The sequence below is a fragment of the Nonomuraea sp. NPDC051298 genome, assembly GCF_055586305.1.
Genome location: NZ_JBVJIM010000018.1, coordinates 144,155 through 162,719 on the forward strand (window position 1 = coordinate 144,155; position 18,565 = coordinate 162,719).

At 72.3% G+C, this 18,565-nt stretch carries 11 protein-coding genes; 6 read left to right on the forward strand and 5 right to left on the reverse strand.

The features are described from left to right. Window positions 1–156: 156 nt before the first annotated feature. Window positions 157–1,665, reverse strand: coding sequence for a CehA/McbA family metallohydrolase domain-containing protein (locus tag ACZ6S0_RS38450; protein ID WP_465924254.1), 1,509 nt, complete (start codon window positions 1,663–1,665; stop codon window positions 157–159). Window positions 1,666–1,864: 199 nt separating this feature from the next. On the opposite strand from ACZ6S0_RS38450, the gene ACZ6S0_RS38455 reads away from it, so the two are divergent. The 6 genes from ACZ6S0_RS38455 to ACZ6S0_RS38480 are packed head-to-tail and all read left to right on the forward strand — an operon-like array spanning window position 1,865 to window position 7,225. Then, the gene (locus ACZ6S0_RS38455; RefSeq protein WP_465924255.1) at window positions 1,865–3,259 is read left to right on the forward strand and encodes a hypothetical protein; all 1,395 of its coding nucleotides are present in this window, start codon (window positions 1,865–1,867) and stop codon (window positions 3,257–3,259) included. Next, the gene (locus ACZ6S0_RS38460; RefSeq protein ID WP_465924256.1) at window positions 3,256–3,648 is read left to right on the forward strand and encodes a hypothetical protein; all 393 of its coding nucleotides are present in this window, start codon (window positions 3,256–3,258) and stop codon (window positions 3,646–3,648) included. The genes ACZ6S0_RS38455 and ACZ6S0_RS38460 overlap by 4 nt, the downstream gene beginning before the upstream one ends. 10 nt (window positions 3,649–3,658) lie before the next feature. After that, complete coding sequence (locus tag ACZ6S0_RS38465) at window positions 3,659–4,786, forward strand: hypothetical protein (protein WP_465924257.1); 1,128 nt, start codon at window positions 3,659–3,661, stop codon at window positions 4,784–4,786. After that, window positions 4,783–5,367 (forward strand): hypothetical protein, encoded by a 585-nt coding sequence (locus tag ACZ6S0_RS38470; protein ID WP_465924258.1) that lies wholly within the window; start codon window positions 4,783–4,785, stop codon window positions 5,365–5,367. The genes ACZ6S0_RS38465 and ACZ6S0_RS38470 overlap by 4 nt, the downstream gene beginning before the upstream one ends. Then, on the forward strand, window positions 5,364–6,488 hold the full coding sequence (locus ACZ6S0_RS38475; protein ID WP_465924259.1) for a sensor histidine kinase: 1,125 nt from the start codon (window positions 5,364–5,366) through the stop codon (window positions 6,486–6,488). Before ACZ6S0_RS38470 ends, ACZ6S0_RS38475 begins: the two co-directional genes overlap by 4 nt. Further along, entirely contained in the window at window positions 6,485–7,225 is a 741-nt protein-coding gene (locus ACZ6S0_RS38480; protein WP_465924260.1) for a response regulator, read from the forward strand. Before ACZ6S0_RS38475 ends, ACZ6S0_RS38480 begins: the two co-directional genes overlap by 4 nt. On the opposite strand, the gene ACZ6S0_RS38485 is transcribed toward ACZ6S0_RS38480, so the two are convergent. From ACZ6S0_RS38485 to ACZ6S0_RS38500, 4 genes are read right to left on the reverse strand one after another with little or no spacing between them, the layout of a single operon-like run. Beyond that, entirely contained in the window at window positions 7,215–8,513 is a 1,299-nt protein-coding gene (locus tag ACZ6S0_RS38485; protein ID WP_465924261.1) for a hypothetical protein, read from the reverse strand. The genes ACZ6S0_RS38480 and ACZ6S0_RS38485 overlap by 11 nt on opposite strands. 43 nt (window positions 8,514–8,556) lie before the next feature. Continuing rightward, window positions 8,557–12,303, reverse strand: a complete 3,747-nt coding sequence (locus ACZ6S0_RS38490; protein WP_465924262.1) for an RHS repeat domain-containing protein — start codon at window positions 12,301–12,303, stop codon at window positions 8,557–8,559. Continuing rightward, on the reverse strand, window positions 12,300–14,624 hold the full coding sequence (locus ACZ6S0_RS38495) for a hypothetical protein (RefSeq protein WP_465924263.1): 2,325 nt from the start codon (window positions 14,622–14,624) through the stop codon (window positions 12,300–12,302). The genes ACZ6S0_RS38490 and ACZ6S0_RS38495 overlap by 4 nt, the downstream gene beginning before the upstream one ends. After that, the gene (locus ACZ6S0_RS38500; protein WP_465924264.1) at window positions 14,621–18,517 is read right to left on the reverse strand and encodes a DUF6603 domain-containing protein; all 3,897 of its coding nucleotides are present in this window, start codon (window positions 18,515–18,517) and stop codon (window positions 14,621–14,623) included. Before ACZ6S0_RS38500 ends, ACZ6S0_RS38495 begins: the two co-directional genes overlap by 4 nt. Window positions 18,518–18,565 lie beyond the last annotated feature (48 nt).

Genomic DNA, 18,565 nt, shown 5'->3' on the forward strand with positions numbered 1-18,565 from the left:
GTAATCGACGGCATCGTCCCGCGTAGCTGCGGGGCACCGCGCGAGTCGGCCCCGGAGAGCGTCCTCGGGTGACGCCGGTGACCGGCGACGCGTTTCGCCGATCACCAGCGCCTTTCACGACCGCGTCCTCGTGGACCGATCAGGTCCTGGAGTCGTCTAGCGGACGCGGATGAAGACCGGGTTGGAGTAGAACCACAGGTCCTCCCACGGGCTCTCCTTGCCGTCGGCCTGCGGCTCCATCTCGTCGGTGCTGGTGCCGCGCACCCGGAGGTAGCTGTCCTGGCCCACGTCGCGCAGGGTGTGGCGGATGACGCGATCCTTGCCCTGCTGCCGCCAGTCGTTGGGGCCGAAACGGGCCACGACCTTGGTGGTGGGGTTGGTGTCGGCGTCGAGGTTCGCGCTCACGCCGGTGACCTGGCCGACGATCAGGTCGACGCGCTTCACCTCGGGACGGTCGCCGTTGGCGTTCTCCCCGTCCAGCGGGCGGAAGCGGATCTCCACCTCGACGTCGCCGCGGTTGCGGTTGCTGACCACGAGCGTCTCGCTCACGGTGGCGCGGCGGCCCTGGTTGCTGGCGGTGACGTCGAGGGCGGTGATCAGGTCACCGGTGGTGACGAAGATCCGGCCGTTGCGCAGGGCGTCCATGATGTCGCCGTAGTCCTGGCGGGCCGCCACGTAGGTCTTGCTGTACTCGCCGGGCCAGAAGTCGGAGCCGCCGCGGGTCCAGTGCACGTGCGAGTCGGAGGTGGCGGTGATCCACCAGTGCCGTCCTTCGCCGAGCAGCGAGTCCCACAGGCCGCCGACCCGGGCGGTCATCTGGTCGAAGCCGCCGTAGGTGGGGTGGTTGCCGTACCCGCCGCGCGCGCCGCCGATCAGCGGGCCCGCCTGGTGGCCGGGGGCGCCTTCGAAGCCGACGTACACGTCAGGGGCGGCGTTGTTGCCGTTGCGGAACTCACGCGGAGTGTCCTGTCCCCACACGCCCAGCCCGGTCGCCGACCGGGACGCGTGGTGGGCGATCACCAGCGGCTTCTGCTGCATGCCGCGGGCGGCCTTGAGGAACTCCACCATCTTGGCCTCGGTGTCGCGGCCCGGGTCGGTGGGGAAGGCGTCCAGCTTGGCGAAGCGGCTTTCCAGCTCGAACAACTGCTGCGCCTCGTCGGAGTGGTGCGGGATCATCAGGGTGTGGTGGTCGAGCTTCGGCGCGTCGAACTCCATGCCCCAGAACTGCAGCACCTCGGGCACGAGCACCCGCGAGCGCAGCAGGTCGGGGTACGCCTGCTCCAGGTTCACCTTCGAGTGCGTCGGGCCACCGTGGTCGGTGCACATCGCCCAGGTCAGGCCGAAGAACTTGGCCATGATCGCGTTGGTGACGATCGGATAGACCGCGTCCGCGCCCTTGTGGAAGGTCGGCGGGTTGGTCTTGGTGTCGAACTCGCCGCTGTACTCCGAGTGGATGTGGTGGTCGCCCGCGCGCCACATCCGGCCGTTGTTGCCGCCGTTGCCGAACTTGCGCTCGTCCTCGGCCTGCGCCGGGGTGCCGCCCACCAGGGGGGCGGCCGCGGCCAGCGTCGCGCCCACACCGGCGTACTTGACCAGGCGGCGCCGGGAAAGCCCGGACTGCTCGGCCTCCTCGGCCTTCTTGTTCCTCACGGTGATGCCTCTCATGCTGCTGCTTCGAGATTGGGGACTGCCAACCCACGAGCTTCCAAGGAAGGGTTGAACGCGGCATGAACAGAGATCGCGACAAAAGAGAATAAGTCGGACATGTTGAACTTTTAATAAGAGCGGATAGTTCTCCGGAACTAGGCAGGTCAGTGCCCGCGCGTGATGTGGCGGGAACGACCCGGTTCCTACGCTCTGGCGTGTGCTCAAACGTCTTGTCCCAGCCCTGCTCGTGCTGCCGGCCCTGCTGCTCACCTGGGCGGGGCCCGCCGCGGCGCACGGGCGCAGCGGGGAGGCCGACGCGCGGTTCGCCCAGACGATAGCCGGAATGGAGCTCACCGTCGTGGTGCGGGCCAGCGTGCGGGTCCCCGCCCCGTTACAGGTGGACGTGGTCGCGCACACGCCGGGCCGGGGCGGCCGGGTGGACCTCGCGATCAGGTCCGTGGAGGACGGCGGCTCCGCGGCCGGCGCGGTGCGGATCGAGCCGGGCCGGTCCGGGATGTACCCGGCCATGCTGTCGGTGGACCGGGTAGGCCCGCACGAACTGGAGGTCCGCGCCGGCGGGGAGCGCTCGGTGCTGCCGCTCACCGTGCTGGTGTCGAGCACGCCGCTGTGGGAGGTGGTCGTGTACGCGGCCTTCGCCTGCGCGGCGGTGGCGCTGATCGGCGCCATGGCGGGCGCGCTGCTGTCGAGGCGGGCCGTCGCCGGGGGCTTCGCCGGCGGATTCGTGGTGGCGACGGTGGTGGCGTTCACCGCCGGGGTGCTCTCCCCGTGGTTCGCGCCGACGCCGCCGAGGGGAGCGCCGCCCGCGCCGCCCCAGGAGGCGACGCCACTCGGGCGGCCGAACGCGCAACCGCTGGTCGAGGTGGAGCCCGGCCGGCCCGCCCGCGGGTCGGAGTTCCTGCTGCGCGTGCGGCTGTTCGACGGCTCGACCGGCCATCCGGTGGACGACCTGGTCGAGCACCATGCCGCGCTGTCGCACGTCGTGGTGACCAGCCAGGACGGCTCGTACTTCCGTCACGTGCACCCCCTGCGCACGGCGCCGGGAACGTACGAGTTACGGCTGCGCGCGCAGGCGGAGGGCCGCTACCAGGTGTACGCCGAGTTCGAACGGACCGACGCCGGCGGGCAACTCGTCACCGGCGACTTCACCGTCGGCGACGCGGCGGACGGAGGCGACGCGGCGGACGGAGAGGACGCGGCGGAGGAGGGGACGCCGTCGGCCGGGAGCGCGGACGTCCTGGCCGTCGAGCCCGCGCGGCCGGTGGCCGGCACCCCCGTACGCATCACGCTCGACACCGGCGTCACCGGCCTGCAGCCGTGGCTCGGCATGGCCGGGCACCTCATCGTCCGCAGCAGGGACGGCGGCTACCTCGGCCACGTCCACGAGGCCGGCTCGATGACGTCCGGCTCGATGACGTCCGGCTCCGAGCGGACGCCGGACGAGTCCGTCGCGCGGTACGGGCCCCGGCTGGAGTTCACCTTCAGCTTCCCCCGGCCGGGCCGCTACCTGGCCTGGATCCAGTACGCCAGGAACTACGAGATCGTCACCGTGCCGCGGGTCATCGACGTCGGGGCCGAGGGAAGCGCGCGATGAGGCGGCGGGTGGCGTACCTCGTCCTGCCCATCCTGCTGCTGGCGGCCGGAATCGGGTGGCTGCTGCGCGGCGGGAGCGGCCCAGGGCCGGTGGAGCTGCCGGGCAGGGGCGCGCACTACGCGGTCGTCGTGGCCCTGGACCCGAGCACCGGCCCACTGGAGGCGCGGGTCGAGATCGACCCGGCCGCGCCCGCGGAGGTGTCGCTGTTCGGGGTGATGCCCCACATGGGGCACACGACCGCCGAACTCGCCGCGCGACCCGAGAACGCCGGGCGCTACGTGGCGCGCGGCGAGCTGTTCACCATGCCGGGCGCCTGGGAGATCGGCGTCCGGGTGCGCGGTGCCGCGGGCACCGAGGTCATCAAGGTCAACACACTGGTCGGAGAGTAGGAGACGCCTCATGGCGACAAGATCGACGACGGGTCCGCCGAACCGTGCGGACAACCGGGACAGCGTCGGCGCGGTCCGCGACGTGCCCCGCCGGGAGGTCACCGGCGCCTGGTTCCTGCTGGCCGGCTACGCCACGTTGCTGGTCGGCATGGTGTGGGACGGTCAGTGGCACGGCGACGTCGGGCCCGACAACTTCTGGACCGCGCCCCACCTGCTGCTCTACGCGGGCACCGGCATCATCGGACTGACCTGCCTGACCGTGGTGCTGCTCTCCACCTGGGCGCGCGGGCCGGCGACCGAGACTCCCTCGGTGCGGGTGCTGCGCACCTTCCGCGCGCCGTGGCCGTTCCTGGTGGGCGGGCTGGGCGCGGCGGCCAACCTCCTGTACGGCGGGGCCGACCTGTGGTGGCACGACCTGTACGGATTCGACATCGCGATCGGGGCGACGCCCTCGCACCTCGGACTCGGCCTGGCCATCCAGACGGAGATCTTCGCCATGGTCATGGCGTTCGCCGTGCTGCGCCGTACCCGGTCCGAGCGGTGGGGGCTGGCGCTGGCGGTCGGCCTGGCCACCCTCGGCTCGACGTCGCTGTTCGGCCAGCTCTCCGAGCTGGTCCTGGCCTGGGTGCCGGGCCTGGCGCCGCGCGTGATCGGGCTCGGCGCGGTGGCCGCGCTCATGCTGAGCCTCGTCGTCGGGCTCACCCGCAACTGGCGCTGGCCCGCCGCGGCGGGACTGATGTTCCTGGGCGTCCAGGGCGGGCTGGCGCTGTTCGCGCCCGCGGCCACCCGCTGGTACGCCGAGGCGATCGGCCAGCCGATGCGCGACTACACGACCAACCTGCCGCAGTCGCTGGTCGGCTTCCCCGTCACGTTCCCGCTGGTGGCGGTGCTGGCCGGCGGGCTGGTCGCGTGGGCCGTACGGTGTGGCGTGGGCCCGTCGCGGATCACGGCCGCGGTCGGCGCGCTGGCCGGGCTCAACACCGTGCTCTTCTACCAGTTCGTGGGCATGGAGATGAACCTGCTGGTCACGACCCTGGCGGTGACCGCCGTCGGGGCGGGGACGGGCCGGCTGGGCTGGGAGTTCGCCGCCCTGCTGCGCCGGTTCGGTGTAAAGGTGCCAGGGGTGGTGGCGGCATGAGGCGGGCTCTGACGGCCGTGGCCGCGGTGGCCGTGGTGGTGCTCCTTGCCGCGGGTCCCGCGGCGGCCGCGCCACCGCTGCCGGGTGAGATCGTGCACACTGAGACGGTACGGATGAGCGACCAATCCGCGATCACCGTATCGTTCACCAGGTGGCCCATCCGCGCGCTCGAATCCCTCGACTTCACCTTCGAACCCACCGGCGGCATCGCGGGGCGCACCGGGCTGGTCACGACGGTCGCGCCCGATGGCGACCGGCGCGGGCTCAAGGGCATCTTCCTGCAGCGGCGCGGTGACGGCATCGTGCTGCCGCGGCACCCGAGGGCGCGGCAGGTCTGGGGGCTGGACGTCGTCGCGATGCCGGAGGAGGGCACATGGCGGTTCGAGTTCGCCGTGGAGGGGCCGGGCGGGACCTCGACGGGCGTGCTGCCGATCCAGGCGATCGCGCCGCCGGGGCCGCCGCTCCCGCTGAGCTGGACGATCGCGCTGGCCCCCTGGGCGCCGGTGGCGCTGCTGCTGATCGGCGGCTGGCGGCGCGACAGGCGGATCCGGCAGAGCGCCAGACCCACCTGGAGTGGATGAGCGAGGGCCTGCTGGCACTCCTCCCCCCGCTGGTCGGCTGGCTGGTCGGGCTGGCCGGCGAGCTGGGGGACGCGGCGCCGGTGCTGCTGGCGGTGACCTGCGCGCAGTCCGTGGCGCTGATGTGGTCGCGGCACTTCCCCCTGACCGTGCTGGCCGTGGCCGTCGGGCTGGAGTTGGTGCTGGCCGCGCTGAAGATGCCGGTCATGGTGGCGCCCCTGGTCGCCGCGTCCCGTCTCGGGGCGTGGGGCCGGGGGAGCCGCCGGGTGATCGGCATCGCCGCCGTGCTGGCGCTGCTGCTCATCGGCCTGCCGCTGACGCTCTTCAGCATCGGCGACCCGATCCGGGTGCTGGCCGTCTACGCCGCCGTCGCGGTGCTCTTCGTCGGGTTCTGGGCGGTGGGGCGGGTGGACGGGCGCCAGCGTGACCGGATCAGGGAGTTGCAGGAGCGCTCGCGGCGGCTGGAGGCGGAACGGGCGCAGGCCGAACGCCGGGCTGCGGAACGCGAGCGGGCCCTGCTGGCCAGGGAACTGCACGACATACTCAACCACTCGGTGACGACGATGGTGGTCGACGCAGAGGCGGGGGCCGACACCCGCGACGGGATGGAGGAGACGCTCCGCCGGGTGGCCCACACGGGCAGGGAGTCCCTCGCCGAGCTGCGGCGGCTGCTCGGCGTCCTCAGGGAGGCGCCGCCAGGGCACGACCCGCTGGCGCCGCCGCCGCGGCTGGCGCAGCTCGACGACCTGGTGTCGGCCGTGCCGCCGGGCGGCCCCCGGGTGCTGCTGACCCGCGAAGGAGACGTACGGCAGGTCGACGCCAGCATCGAGCTGGCCGCCTACCGCGTCGCGCAGGAGGCGCTGACCAACGTCGCCAAGCACGCCGGCGCCGTCGAGGTGCGCGTGCTGCTGCGCTACGAGCCGTCGCGCCTGACCGTCCGCGTCACCAACCCGGTACGCGGCCGGACTGGCACGATCGGGACCGGTACGATCGGGAACGGCGCAGGGGTGGGGCTGGTCGGCATGCGCGAACGCGTCGAGCTGCTGGGCGGCTCGGTACGCGTGAGCGACGGCCCCGGCACCTTCGAGGTGTGCGCCGTGCTGCCGCTGCGGAGCCTGGCATGACCGCCGTCCGGGTCCTGGTGTGCGACGACGAGCAGTTGCTCCGCGAGGCGCTGGTCCGCCTGGTGGGGGCGGCCGACGACCTGACCGTGGTGGGCGCGGTGGGCGACGGCGCGGCGGCGGTCGCGGCCGTGGCCGAGCACCGGCCTGACGTGGTGCTGATGGACATCCGCCTGCCGGGCATGGACGGCATCGAGGCGACCCGGCGCATCGTCGAGCGGAACGCGGGCGGGCCGACCCGGGTGCTGATCCTGACGACGTACGACCTGGACAGCTACGTCTACGCCGGCCTGCAGGCCGGGGCCAGCGGGTTCCTGCTGAAGGACGCGCCGGGCGAGCGGATCCGCGACGGCATCCGGATCGTCGCGGCGGGGCAGTCGGTGCTCGCGCCCGAGGCGACCACCCGGATGATCGAGGCGCTGCGGCCCATGCTGCCGACCGCCGAGGACCGCGCGCTGCAGGAGTCGGCCGACCGGCTCACCGAGCGCGAGCGGGAGGTCTGCGAGCTGATCGCGCTGGGGTTGTCCAACGACGAGATCGCGCGACGGCTCGTCATCAGCCGCTACACCGTGAAAGTGCACGTGTCGAGCATCCTGACCAAGCTCGGCCTGCCGGATCGCGTCCACGTGCTGATCTCGTGGTCGCGACTGCGCGGCTTTCGTGATGACCGGCGGCCCCGGGCGGCCACCTCCTGGACCGAGCCTGGCCGCCCGATACGCGAGGAACCGCCTAGTCGTTGATCCTGCCGTTGACGGTGAGGTCGCCGTCCACGTACAGGCCGTTGACGCCGTAGGTGGTGATCTTCTCGGTGCCGTGATCGGAGACGTTGAAGTCGCCCTCCACCCAGAGGCCGCTCTTGCCGACCGTGGTCATCTTCTCGGTGCCGCCGTAGGAGACGCTGAAGTCCTGGTTGGCGGACAGTCCTCCGTTGACGGTGCAGTCGTTGTTCACCGTGAGTCTGCCGACGACGACGACGGTGTCGTCCAGCGTGACTCCCCCGTTCACTTGAAGGCGTCCGCTGAGGCTGGTGTCGCCGCGGACGAAAAGACCTCCGGAGAAGAGGTTCCCCACGAGGTTGCAGTCGCCGTCCATCTGGCAGGACCGCGTCATCGTCGCGTCGCCGGCCTCCAGCACGTCGGTGGTGAGGGTGTTCGAGACGGAGAGGCCGTCGTTCGCGGTCAGCTTCCCGTAGACGCCGAGCGAGCCGTTGACGGTCAGCTCGCTGAGCGTGGGGTTGGTGATGGTGATCGTGATGGTGGCGTACCGGTCGACCGTTCCGAAGCCGGTGGAGTTCTTCTTGGACGCCTTCAGGGTGAAGGTGGTGTCGTTGACGATCGCGCCCTCCGGGACGGTCCAGGTGGTCTCGGGGCCTTCGTGGAGGACCGTGCCGTCGCCGCCGTACAGGTGGAAGGAGTCGCCGTTGCTCTCCCAGGTGAGCGAGATCTCGTCGCCGGCGTTGAACTTGGTCCTGGGGATCGTCGGCTCGTTCGGGGTGGCGGCCAGGAGGTTGTGCAGGTAGAACGGGGGCTCCGCGGTGGGCAGCGTCAGCATGAGCGGGTCCTTGCGGGTGTAGTGGCCGTCGGTCGTGCTGGAGGTCTCCGTGACCAGGCAGGTGAGCAGGCTGCCGGTGGCGTCGGCGGCGAGCTTGCCGCTGATGGTCAGCGTCATCGGCTGGTCGATGTGCCGGAACTGAGCCGGGCCGCCCTGCCGGGGCTGGAAGATGACGTGGTGGTAGTTCGTGTCGCTGGCCAGGCCGAGTTCCCGCCCGGACACCAACCGCACGGACGCGATCTGCCACTTGTCGTTGTCGGTCGACGATTGCGGAGCTTCGGTGAAGTACGCGCCTGCGTCCTGCGGTTCACCGACCGGGACGGCAACGTCGATCTTGTCGCAGTAGACGTTCTGCCCGTCGGGGCTGGACACGATGACGTCGATGCTGTTGGCGGCGGGGTCGTCTGGAGTGCCCGCCTGAAGCGGAGCCGGACTGGTGACGGTGCGGTAGAGCAGCAGACGGGGGGCATCGGGCATGCGGGAGCCTCCGAACGGGTGCGGGACGGGTGAGCGGAGCGGGCTACTGCTGCTGCTCAGGTTCGGTGAGCAGACGGAGCAGGCCGTCTTCGAGCGTGGCGGTGCTGTCGGGGAACTGGGCGTCGGGCACGGCCGGGGTCAGCTCGTACGCGGTCCAGGCGGCCTGCCCGGTCGCCGGGCGCAGCCATGACCAACTGCCGTGCTTCTCGCCCGGCCGGGGGAAGGCGAGGGTCCGGGCGTGCTCGGTGGTCAGGACGGGGCCGAAGCGGAAGAGGACCTGCAAGTGCCGCAGGGCGTCGTCCACGTGGCTGGGCGGGACGGCGGCGGTCGCGGTGGGGGCGAGGCCGCTGGTGGCGTGGACGGCGGCGCGTGGGTCGAGGAGCAGGAGCACCCGGGTGGGGGCGGGGTCGGCGAAGGTCAGGTGGAGGTAGTTGCCGTCCTGCGCGGGGCCGGGCGGGCCGATCTGGGTGACGTAGTCCTGCCCGTCGTCGGGCGAGACGAGGCTGTGGAACCTGTCGTACCGGTAGCCCGCCGCGCCGTCGGCGGTGAAGTAGCCGATGAGGCCGTCGTCACGGGCGGACTGGTCGCCGAGGCGGACCTCGAACCGGTGGCCGGTGAAGACGGGGGGCGGCGGGTCGAGGGTGGCGGCCCAGCGGGTGTCGGGCAGGGGCGGGCCCTGGAGGGTCAGCCGCAGTTGCGCGGGGACGAGGGCCAGGGGGCGTCCGATGAGGACGGACAGGTTCTGGTCGGCGCGCTGGCCGAGCGGCTCGGTGGTCCACAGGGTGGCGTCGATGGCGTCGAGGAAGGCGGTGAGGTTGGCCTGCGCGGCGAGTTCGGGTGCGCGGATCAGCCCCGCGACGAAGGGCGCGAGTGCCGCGACCTGGTCCAGGGTGGTGAGGGTGCCGTCGGGTGGCGGCTCCCATTGGCCGGTGCGCTGCCCTCGCGCGGTGGTGAGCAGGCGGTAGGTGCCGAGCAGCCGGCCCGCCGGGTCGTACAGCAGCAGGCTGTGGTCGAGGTGGTTGGGCAGGATCCAGCCGCCGATGGGGTTGGGGTCGGCCGCGGTGCGGACGATGCGGGTGCCGGTCTGGGCGTCGAGGAGGTCGAAGTCGAGCCGGGCGGGCTGGAGGGGGCGTGGCGGCAACTGGGCGACGGAGGCGATCGTGGGGGTGAGCGAGGTCCCGGCGGCCAGGGGGGTGTCGATGACGAGGGGGAAGTTGCGGTAGTCGTGCAGTCCGCCGGTTTCCGTGTCGGGGCTGACGACGTCGAGCACGCGGCCGAACTTGTCGTAGAGGAACAGCTCCTCGATGTGGATCTGGCCCTGCCGCATCTCGTGGAAGGGGGCGTTGGCGGCGCCGGGCAGGTACGGGACGCTGGTGACCCGGCCACGGTAGCGGGCGGGCAGGCCGTCGCCAGTGGCGGCGTCGGGCCAGCCGGCGAGGTCGGCGATGTGCGGGTGGTCGGTGTCGTCGGTGGTGGGGCGGCGGAAGGCACGGGTGTCGCGGGCGGCCAGCCGTTCGTTGAAGCCGGTCAGCTCCTGGGCGAGGAAGGCCCAGCGGTCGATCCCGTCCAGCCAGGTGCCGAGTTGGTGGCGCTGGTCGTCGGTGCCGTGCTGGGCGACGAACTCCTTCAGCCGCCCGGCGAACAGGGAGCGGGGGTGCGGACCGAGTCCGGAGATTCCGGTGACGGTGACCCGGTCCGGGTCGACGGCCGCGCCTGGCGTGTAGTGGTAGTCGGCGCCGTCGAAGGTCCAGCAGCGTTGTGTGCCCACGGCGTAGGGGATGTGGCGGTAGGCGACCTTCCACTCCATGAACAGCGGTTCCCAGGGCTGGGCCCAGGGGGTCAGGCCCAGCGCGGGCAGCGTGCCGGTGTAGTCGGCGGGGCGGTGGCCGGCGATGACGTGGCCGATGTCGTCGGTCGGCAGGCCGGTGGCGGCGGCCAGCGCGGGCGCGTTGCCCGGATCCAGCAGGAAGTACTCGGTGAGCAGGGCGGGGATCTCGGGCGGGAGCGCGTCCAGACCCGCGACGGCGGGCGTCCTGTCGCTGCCGGTGATCGTCGTGCCCGTGACCGTGACGGCGCTGACCAGAGGCGAGGGGGCGTCGGCGGTGAGGGGCCGTACGAGTAGCGGTTCGTCGGGGACGGTGGTGTCGGCCGGCGGCAGGATGCCCGACAGGCTGACCACCGGGTCGGCGGCATTCCAGTACGGGGCGTTGGGGACCGCCTTGAGAGTGGCGCCCCCGGTGAGCCCGCGGGCTTCGGCGAACGCGCTGACCCCGGCCAGGAACGCGTCGTGGTCGCCCTCGCGCGGAACGGTGTGGTCGGGCTGGGGGACCTTCGCGGCCAGCTCCCGTACCTGGGCGGTCATGGCGCGCACCGTGTGAGCGAGCGAGCCGTCCCTGTCGGGGTCCAGTTCCTGCGACATCCGGTCGGGGTCCGGCGCGTCGCCGGGACGCGGGGACACCGCGTCGGCCAGGCCGTACTTCAGCCAGAGGGCGTTCAGCCGCCACTGGTGGGTGGCCAGCTCACCGAGCCGGGTGTCGAGTCGCCGCTGGTCGTCGTTGAGGGTGGCCAGCCAGGGCGGCGGGGTGAACGGGGCGGGGGCCGACGCCGCATCGCCGGTGTCGGCGGGGGGCGGCGTCACGGTCCAGTGGTGGCCTCCGGCGGAGGCGCCGAACGAGGCGTCGTGGACGTGGCGGCGTACCCGGGCGTCGCCGCCCTTCTCGTCGGCGAGGTCGAGGACGTTGTGCAGGAAGGTGCGCAGCAGTTGCAGGTCGACGCTGGAGGGGGCGGCGCCGGTGGCGTGCAGGGTACGGCCGGCGAGCGCGGTGAAGGCGTCCTCCGTGGAGTTGCCGATGGCGAGGTTGAGCGCGCCGCTGTCGCGGATGGCGTCCAGGGGGTCGGGGGCGGGCGCGGCGCGGGCGTTCGGGTCCCAGGCGACGGTCAGGGTGGTGCCGCAGTACAGGCTGCGGGTGGCGGGGGTGACCGCGGCGTCCTGGCCGAGGTGGCGGGGGTCCTGCCAGCCGAGGTGGGCGAGGTGGTCGGCGTAGGAGGTGTCCGCCGGGAGGGAGGCGAGGATGTCGGCGTCGGAGTCGGAGTACCAGCCGACGACCTGGTAGCCGAGCGGGCCGGCGGAGGTGACGTCGGACAGGTCGTCGAGGAAGGAGAAGACGTTGCTGTTGTGCGGGGTGTAGGCGGTGAAGTACGGATCGCCGGTGGACATGGCGGTGACGAACGGGGGGACGTCCGCGGCTCGTTCCGTCCAGGGCGTGGCCGTGTCGGTGAGCGGGAAGGCGAGCCCGATGAGCACCCCGGGGGTGTCGGGCGTCATGGTGTTGCGGTAGGGGTCCGAGCTGGCCTGCCAGGCGCGCAGGGTGTCGCCGGAGACCAGGTACGGGCTCGACCGGTCGTAGGGTTGGCCCTCGTCGTAGGCGTGGCCGCTGTAGGGGCAGTCGCTCTCGACCACCCACGCCTTGGCCCGGCGGGTGGTGGTGCCGCTGAACCGGGTCACCAGCCACCGGTTGGGCACCAGCGGATACCGGATCTGCCCGGTCCGCGGGTCCTGGACGCCGTGGCGGAGCCCTCGGGGCAGGGTCCAGTGCAGGTGCACGCCGGTGTGGTTGTGGACCTGGCCGTTGCTCTGCCGGTCGCCCTCGTCCGGCTCGGGGCTCATGTAGAAGTCCAGTGCCTGGTAGTTGTGCTGCCAGGTGCGGAAGCCGTCGCGGCCCTGCAGGGTGGTGTTGACCACGAGGGCGTCCAGGCCGACGGGGACGAGGAGGGTGGGGCGGGTGGTCATCCTCGGTCTCCGTCCGGGCCGGTGAAATGGATGGCTTCGGGGACCTTGACCATCTGCATGGCCAGGTCGGCGGGCCCGATCGGGCCGACGGCGGTGCCGTGCGCGGCGTCCAGGGCGGCCCGCAGCGCGGGGACGAGCGAGTCGAGGTCCAGGACCCGGCCGCCGGCGCCGGTCCTCAGGTGGTCGAGGACGGGGAAGGTGACGCTGGTGCCGATCTGCTCGCCGAGCCGCAGGTTGGCGGGCGGGCGCGGCGGCAGCATGTTCCGCAGCGGGATCAGGCCGTGGTCCTCGACGCCGAACCGGAAGCCTTCCTGGGGTTCGCGGAGTTCGACCATCGCGGGCAGCCCGACGAACAGGCACAGCAGCACGTTGGGCGCCAGGTGGTCCATGCGCAGCATCGGCAACTCCGCGCCGCCGGGGTCGACGGCGCGGACGGCCAGGTTCGGCCAGCCGGAGACCAGCGCCGAGCGCAGCAGCAGACCGGAGACCTCGGGTGCGGCGCCGCCGGGGTCCGGGGTGCCGGGTGTGGTGCCGCGGAGCGTGGCGCGGTGTGCCGCCGCCACCCGTGCCGCCGCCGCCCGGACGCTCGCGGCCACGAACTGGCCTTGGAGGGTGTCGCGGCTGGACTGGGCCCCGATGCCGAGGGCGCCGGACACCAGCGCGTCCAGCCAGCTCGGGTCGAGGTGGAAGAAGCGCAGCGACTCCTTCGGCAGCATCCGCTCGTCGGGCACCAGATGGGTGAACGGCACGGGGTAGAGCAGCATGAGCCGCCCGAGCCACTGCACGACGGGGGCGAAGTGTTCGGCGAGTCCGTCGCCGTCGGCCAGCGCCTCGGTGAGGGTGGCCCTGGTGGTGTCGGACCGCAGGAAGTCCTCCAGCGTCTGGGTCGCATGCTCTGGCGCGGGCGGCGACCACGGCGCGTCCGGTCTGCCCGGCGGGGTGCCGAGGGTGGTGAGCAGGCTGCCGTCCAGAAGCGCGCCGAACGCGGCCCGCGCCGTCTTCTGCCCGTCGCCGTCCTCCGGCAGGTGGTTGCTGGTGGCCTGGTGGTAGAGGGTGTCGACCAGGTTCCTGGCGGCGTGTTTGAACGCGAGCAGGTGCTGGCCGAAGGCGGCGTCGGCCAGGGCGAGCGCCCTGCCGGTCTCGAACGCGGTGGCCAGCGACAGGTCGAAGCCGCCCCAGGCGGGGTCGTAGCCGATGAGCGCGTCGGCGGTGGTGGCCTGCGCCGCCGCCGCGGTGGCCACGGGCAGGACGGGGGTGAGCGGTCCTCGGTACCAGCCGTAGGTGGACTCGCCCGAGCGGGTCAGGTACGGCAGCGGCACGTAGCCGTCGTTGAGCCGCCGGGCCACGTGCCGCTGGGGGGCCGGGGTGGCGTCGCCGTTGGGGTAGGGGGAGGCCAGCCGCAGCCACATCTCCTCGCGGCCGGCCGGGGCTCCGTCCGGGGTGCGGGTGAGCCCTTCGGCCAGATCGGCGAAGTCGGCCTGCAGGTCGGGGTAGGCCCAGAACGACCAACTGGCGAGGGACAGCAGCGCCACCGACGTGCGGCCGTGGAAGTTCGGGTCGTTCACGAGGAGCTTCTCGTGGCCCTCCAGGGAGACCAGGTGCACGATGTTCTTGGTCACGGCGGTGGAGCCGGGCGGGGCGTCGGCCGGGAAACGGCTCGCGACGACGACGGCGAACAGCCCGTCCTCCTGGAGGCCGAGGATGGGCCGGTCGCCGGTGTTGGCTCCCCGGCAGTGCGCCAGGAAGCGCAGCTCGTCCAGACGGGGCGCGACCGCGTGGAAGTCGGTGGCCGCGACCTGGATGTAGGCGCAGGGATCGGCGTCGCCGAGGTCGGCCTCCAGCTTCAGCGCGGGTTTGAGCACGGCCGCGTCGGAAGCCAGGAACTGGCCGACCGTGCCGGAGATCGTCCGGGTCGGGGCGTCCGTGCCGCCGACGAGCTGGTCGTCGGTCAGGACCAGCAGCGCCAGCCAGGGCGTGCCGGGTGGGGCGCCCTCCATCGCGCGTTCCCACGGCAGCATGGGATCGCCGAGCACCACGTGGGGCAGCACCTCGGCGAACCGGCCGGTCGAGGCGTCCGGCGGTTGCCTGGCGAGCACCGCCCCCGTGTCGATCGCGACCTGCGGGCCGCGGACGGTGAAGCTCTGGGCGGCGGTGAAGGTGTCGCCGACGACGGGGGCGTGGTCGTCCTGGCCGGTGCGCAGGGCGTGGGTGACCTCGGCGCGGTAGTCGCCCGCGGGCAGGGCGGGCAGGTAGTTGTCGTGCAGTTCGAGGTCGCCGAGGGGGATCGTGTCGCGGGCGGGGTGCTGCGGGCTCTGGCTCACGTCCGGCTCCCCGCGTCCTGGGTCATGGGGGCCTGGCTGTACAGGTGGCCGGCGCCCTGCGCCAGACCGGCCAGGGGGTCGTTGGGGCCGGTGAACAGTTTGGCGTCGGCCAGGGCCGCGTACACCTGGTCGCGGCCGAGCTTGGCGTCCCCGCGGTCGGCACGGCCGATGAGGTCCACGGACGACGCCTCGGCGGCGAAGACGAAGTCGACGTTGGCGGCGGGCTGCCGGGGCAGCGGTGACAGGCCGGGTGGCAGCTCGTCCTCGGTGTACTCGCTGAGCGGGAAGACTCCGCGCGAGGCGGCCAGCGACGGTCGCGGCGCCTGGACGTCGAACCCGACCGGCCGGTCGGGGACCAGCTCGGCGCTGGGTGACTGGTCCGCCTGCGGGTCGCCCCACAGGGACGCGGGCAGGTTCCGGGTGCGGGGGGTCAGCGTCCAGCCGTCGGTCGGGGCGAGCCGATCCTCGAAGTACAGCTTCAGCCGATGCTCGCCGACCAGGCCGCCGCGTTTCATCGGCCGCACGTCGACCAGGGGGCCGTCCGCGGGCGAGGAGAGCGGGTCACCGCCCGTCCGCAGATGGCTGGCGGGAATCGCGGCCTGGGTGAAGAACCGCAGGTCGCGGGCGCGGACCAGCCACCGCTTGCCGCCGTTGTCGTCCATGGTCCCGTCCAGGCCGCTGACCGGGGCGATGGTGATCATGTCAGGTGGTTGGGGCAGCAGGCCGGCGAACTCCGGCCACTGCAGCGTCTTGGCTCCGGAGCCGGAACGTCCTGGCCCGAAGCTGACCGTCACGGTGAAGCACAGGAGGTGCGCGGAGACGTAGCCACCGGTCGGCGGCCCCCACAGGGCCAGGTCGGCGCCGACCGAGGCCGTGAGGGTCTTGTGCACGAACCAGACGTCGACCTTGAGCGAGGCGCCGATGCTCACCGAGATCCTCGCGTCGAAGTGGAACGGCCGCCACGACAGCAGCAGGTCCGCCTGAGCGCTGAACCAGGCACGGAAGGCGCCCGAGTGGAAGACGGCGTCCAGCCGGACGCCCGCCATCGCGCACGACGGAGTCACCGCCAGATACGCCTGCGCCTTGATCTCGACGTTGCCGCTGACCGCCCAGTCGATGCCCAGCCGGGGCACCCGCGGGTAGGAGGCGGGCGGCTGGAACGCCGGGTGGTAGCCGCCGAGGGTGACCACGAACTGCCCGGCGTTCGGGTTCGGCCCGAACCACACCGCGGCGGCGAACCCTCCGGTGAGGTGGCACTCGGGCGTCAGCACGTACGAGGTCGGGGACAGTTGCGCGGCCAGTTCGAAGCTGCCCTGCAGGGGCCGGATGACGGCTTCCAGGCCCAGCTCGGCGTAGACGTAGGTGCGGGTGGCGGACTCGGCGGGCGTCGGCAGCTGAAGGGTGGCGATGCCCAGGACGGCCAGCGCCAGATCCTGGCCGAACTCCGCGGCCAGCAGCACCTTGGCGTTCACGACCTCGGCCACGCTGAACTCCACGCCCAAGGCCAGCCAGTACGAGCCCTGCCGCGGGGCGATCCACTGCCGCGCCCGGCCCCCCGGCACGGCCGGTAACCTCCCCTCCAGCACGTCCAGCACGTGGGTGGGCTTGGCGTCCTCCGAGTCCGGCCCCTGCTTGTTCAGGACCAGCAGCGGGTACCCGGTCACCTCCGCGGGGGCGGGCAGGGCCAGCTCCCTGTTGAAGCCGAACCCGGCCATCAGCCCGGTGACCAGGACCGGCGGCAGCTCCAGCAGCGGCCCCTCCAACTGGGCGAACACGAACAGTGAGGGCTCGCCGCTCTTCAACTGCGCGTAGGAGCCGACAGCGCCCAGCGAGAAGTCCGGCAGGGCGATCGTCGCCGCGCCGTCGTACTGGAACGCCACCTCCGGGCCGAGCTGGTCCTCGGGCAGATGCAACAACGCCCCTGCGATCACCACCGGAGGCGCGCTGTAGCCGATGCCGAAACCGTCCAGGTTGAACGTCGGCGCGAACCTGTCCAACGGCGATCCCACCGCGAGCCCGTCCAGCGACATGGACAACGGCCCCAACGCGACCGAGACGTCCAGCGCGAAGAACAGCACGTTGTGCCGGTACGACACGCCCACCCGGTTGATCTGGACGACGCCGAGCTTCTTCTGCACCGTGATCCACTGGACGGTGGAGGCCGGTCCACTCTGCGGGGTGGGGGTGCCGCCGCCCGGGACGGCCGGGGCGCCGGGCTGCCCGCTCCCGGGGGAGGCGGGGGCGCTCGCCGACGGCACGCCGAGAGCGATCGGTGTGCTCTCGCTTCCGACCTTCAGCTCGGCCAGGGCCGCGACGCCCGACTTCAGCCCGGCCGCCGGCAGCGGCACCACCTCACGCAACAGCCCGTTGACCACGCTGACCGTCTGCGGGGCGAAGTCGCCGGAGCTGTAGAGGATCTGCAGGTTCCGCACGCTCAAGGTCCCCACCGTCGACAGGAACCCGCCCACCAGGGGAAGCTGGGAAAGGTCGAGGTCCGCCGACAGGTCGACGCCCAGGCAGAAGCGTGCCGCACCGTCCGCGGTCTTCACCCGGACGAACTTGGCGTCCTTCAGCCCGATCCGCAGGCTGTCGGGAACGTCCGCCGCCAGGTCGGCCGACAGGTGCGCCACCCAGTCGCGCAACACGATCTCGATGCCCCCGTCGGGACCGCGGAACGTGGCGGCGAGCACGTCGACGCCGGACCCGTCCTTGTCGAAGACGACATCGAACTCGAAGCCGTCGATGTCCAGCGTTCCGGTGTACCGCGTCTCCGAGCCATCCCGGGTGGCCGTCACGCCGAGCGAGGCGCGTACCCCGTCCGCGATCATCATGTCGCCCCGTAACAGGGCCTGGTAGCCGGCGCCGGAGCCCGTGGTGTGGGAGAACCACAAGCCGGTCAGCTCCAGGGAGCCGACCGGGCCGGGCACGTTCGTCAGACCCAGCGCCGTGACCACGTCGGCCACGCCGAGGTGCTCACCGGCAGTGAGGCCGCCCTGGAAGGTCCAGCCTCCCGCCGCGCCGCCGTTCCTGGCCGCGAGGACGTCGATGCCGAGGGAGCCGATCTCCACGGTGCCCGCGACCGTGGCGACGAACTTCTCCACCTCGTCGTAGGACAGGTCCAGGGACAGGGAGCTGATCGCGAAGTGCTCGATCCGCCACAGGCCGGTGACCTTCATCCGGACGATGTAGGCGTCCCCGAGCGCGGCGGCGAACGACAGGTCGCTGACGGCCAGCTCGGAGGGCAGCTCACCCGCGGGTATGCCGAACGACTCGAGCAGCGGCCCGACGCCGATCGGCTGGTCGCCGCGCACCCGGCCGGTGACCCGCAGATCGGGCAGCCACACGGCGACCTGGAGAGGCAGGGTCTTGATGTCCAGGTCGGCCACCACCGCCACGGACGTCACCGTGTAGACGGACTGCCGTCCCTTCGTCAGGCGGTAGTCGAAACCGGCGACGTTCCTGAGATCGAATCCGAAGCCGCGCAACCCCTCCTGCGCGCTCTTCCACACGTCCCCGCCGAAACGCTCGCCCAGCTCCTCCAGCGCGGCGGCGAAGGCGCCCGCCCGGGTCGGCCGCACGGCGGCGGTCAACTGCGCGGAACGGGTCGCGGTCACCGTCGAGGTCACCTCGACCTTTTCGAACGTTCCACTGAGCGTGAGTGTGACCGTGCCCTGGCTCGTCACGGTCACCGTCACGCCCGTCGCCGCGACGGTCGCTTTCGCACCGGCGGGCCAGGCGAAGGACGCGCACGTCAGCGACAGCGACAGCGACGTGTGCCCGGCGTCCAATTGCGGCTGCCCCGAACCGGCCGCCCCTTGACAGACGCCGTTCGGGAACGTGCCAATCATGTCGCGCAACCGCTCGGGCAGTGCGGTGTCCGCGGCACTCAGCACCGGCCGATCACCCAGGCCAACGAGGTGCGCACGCAAAGCCTCAAGATC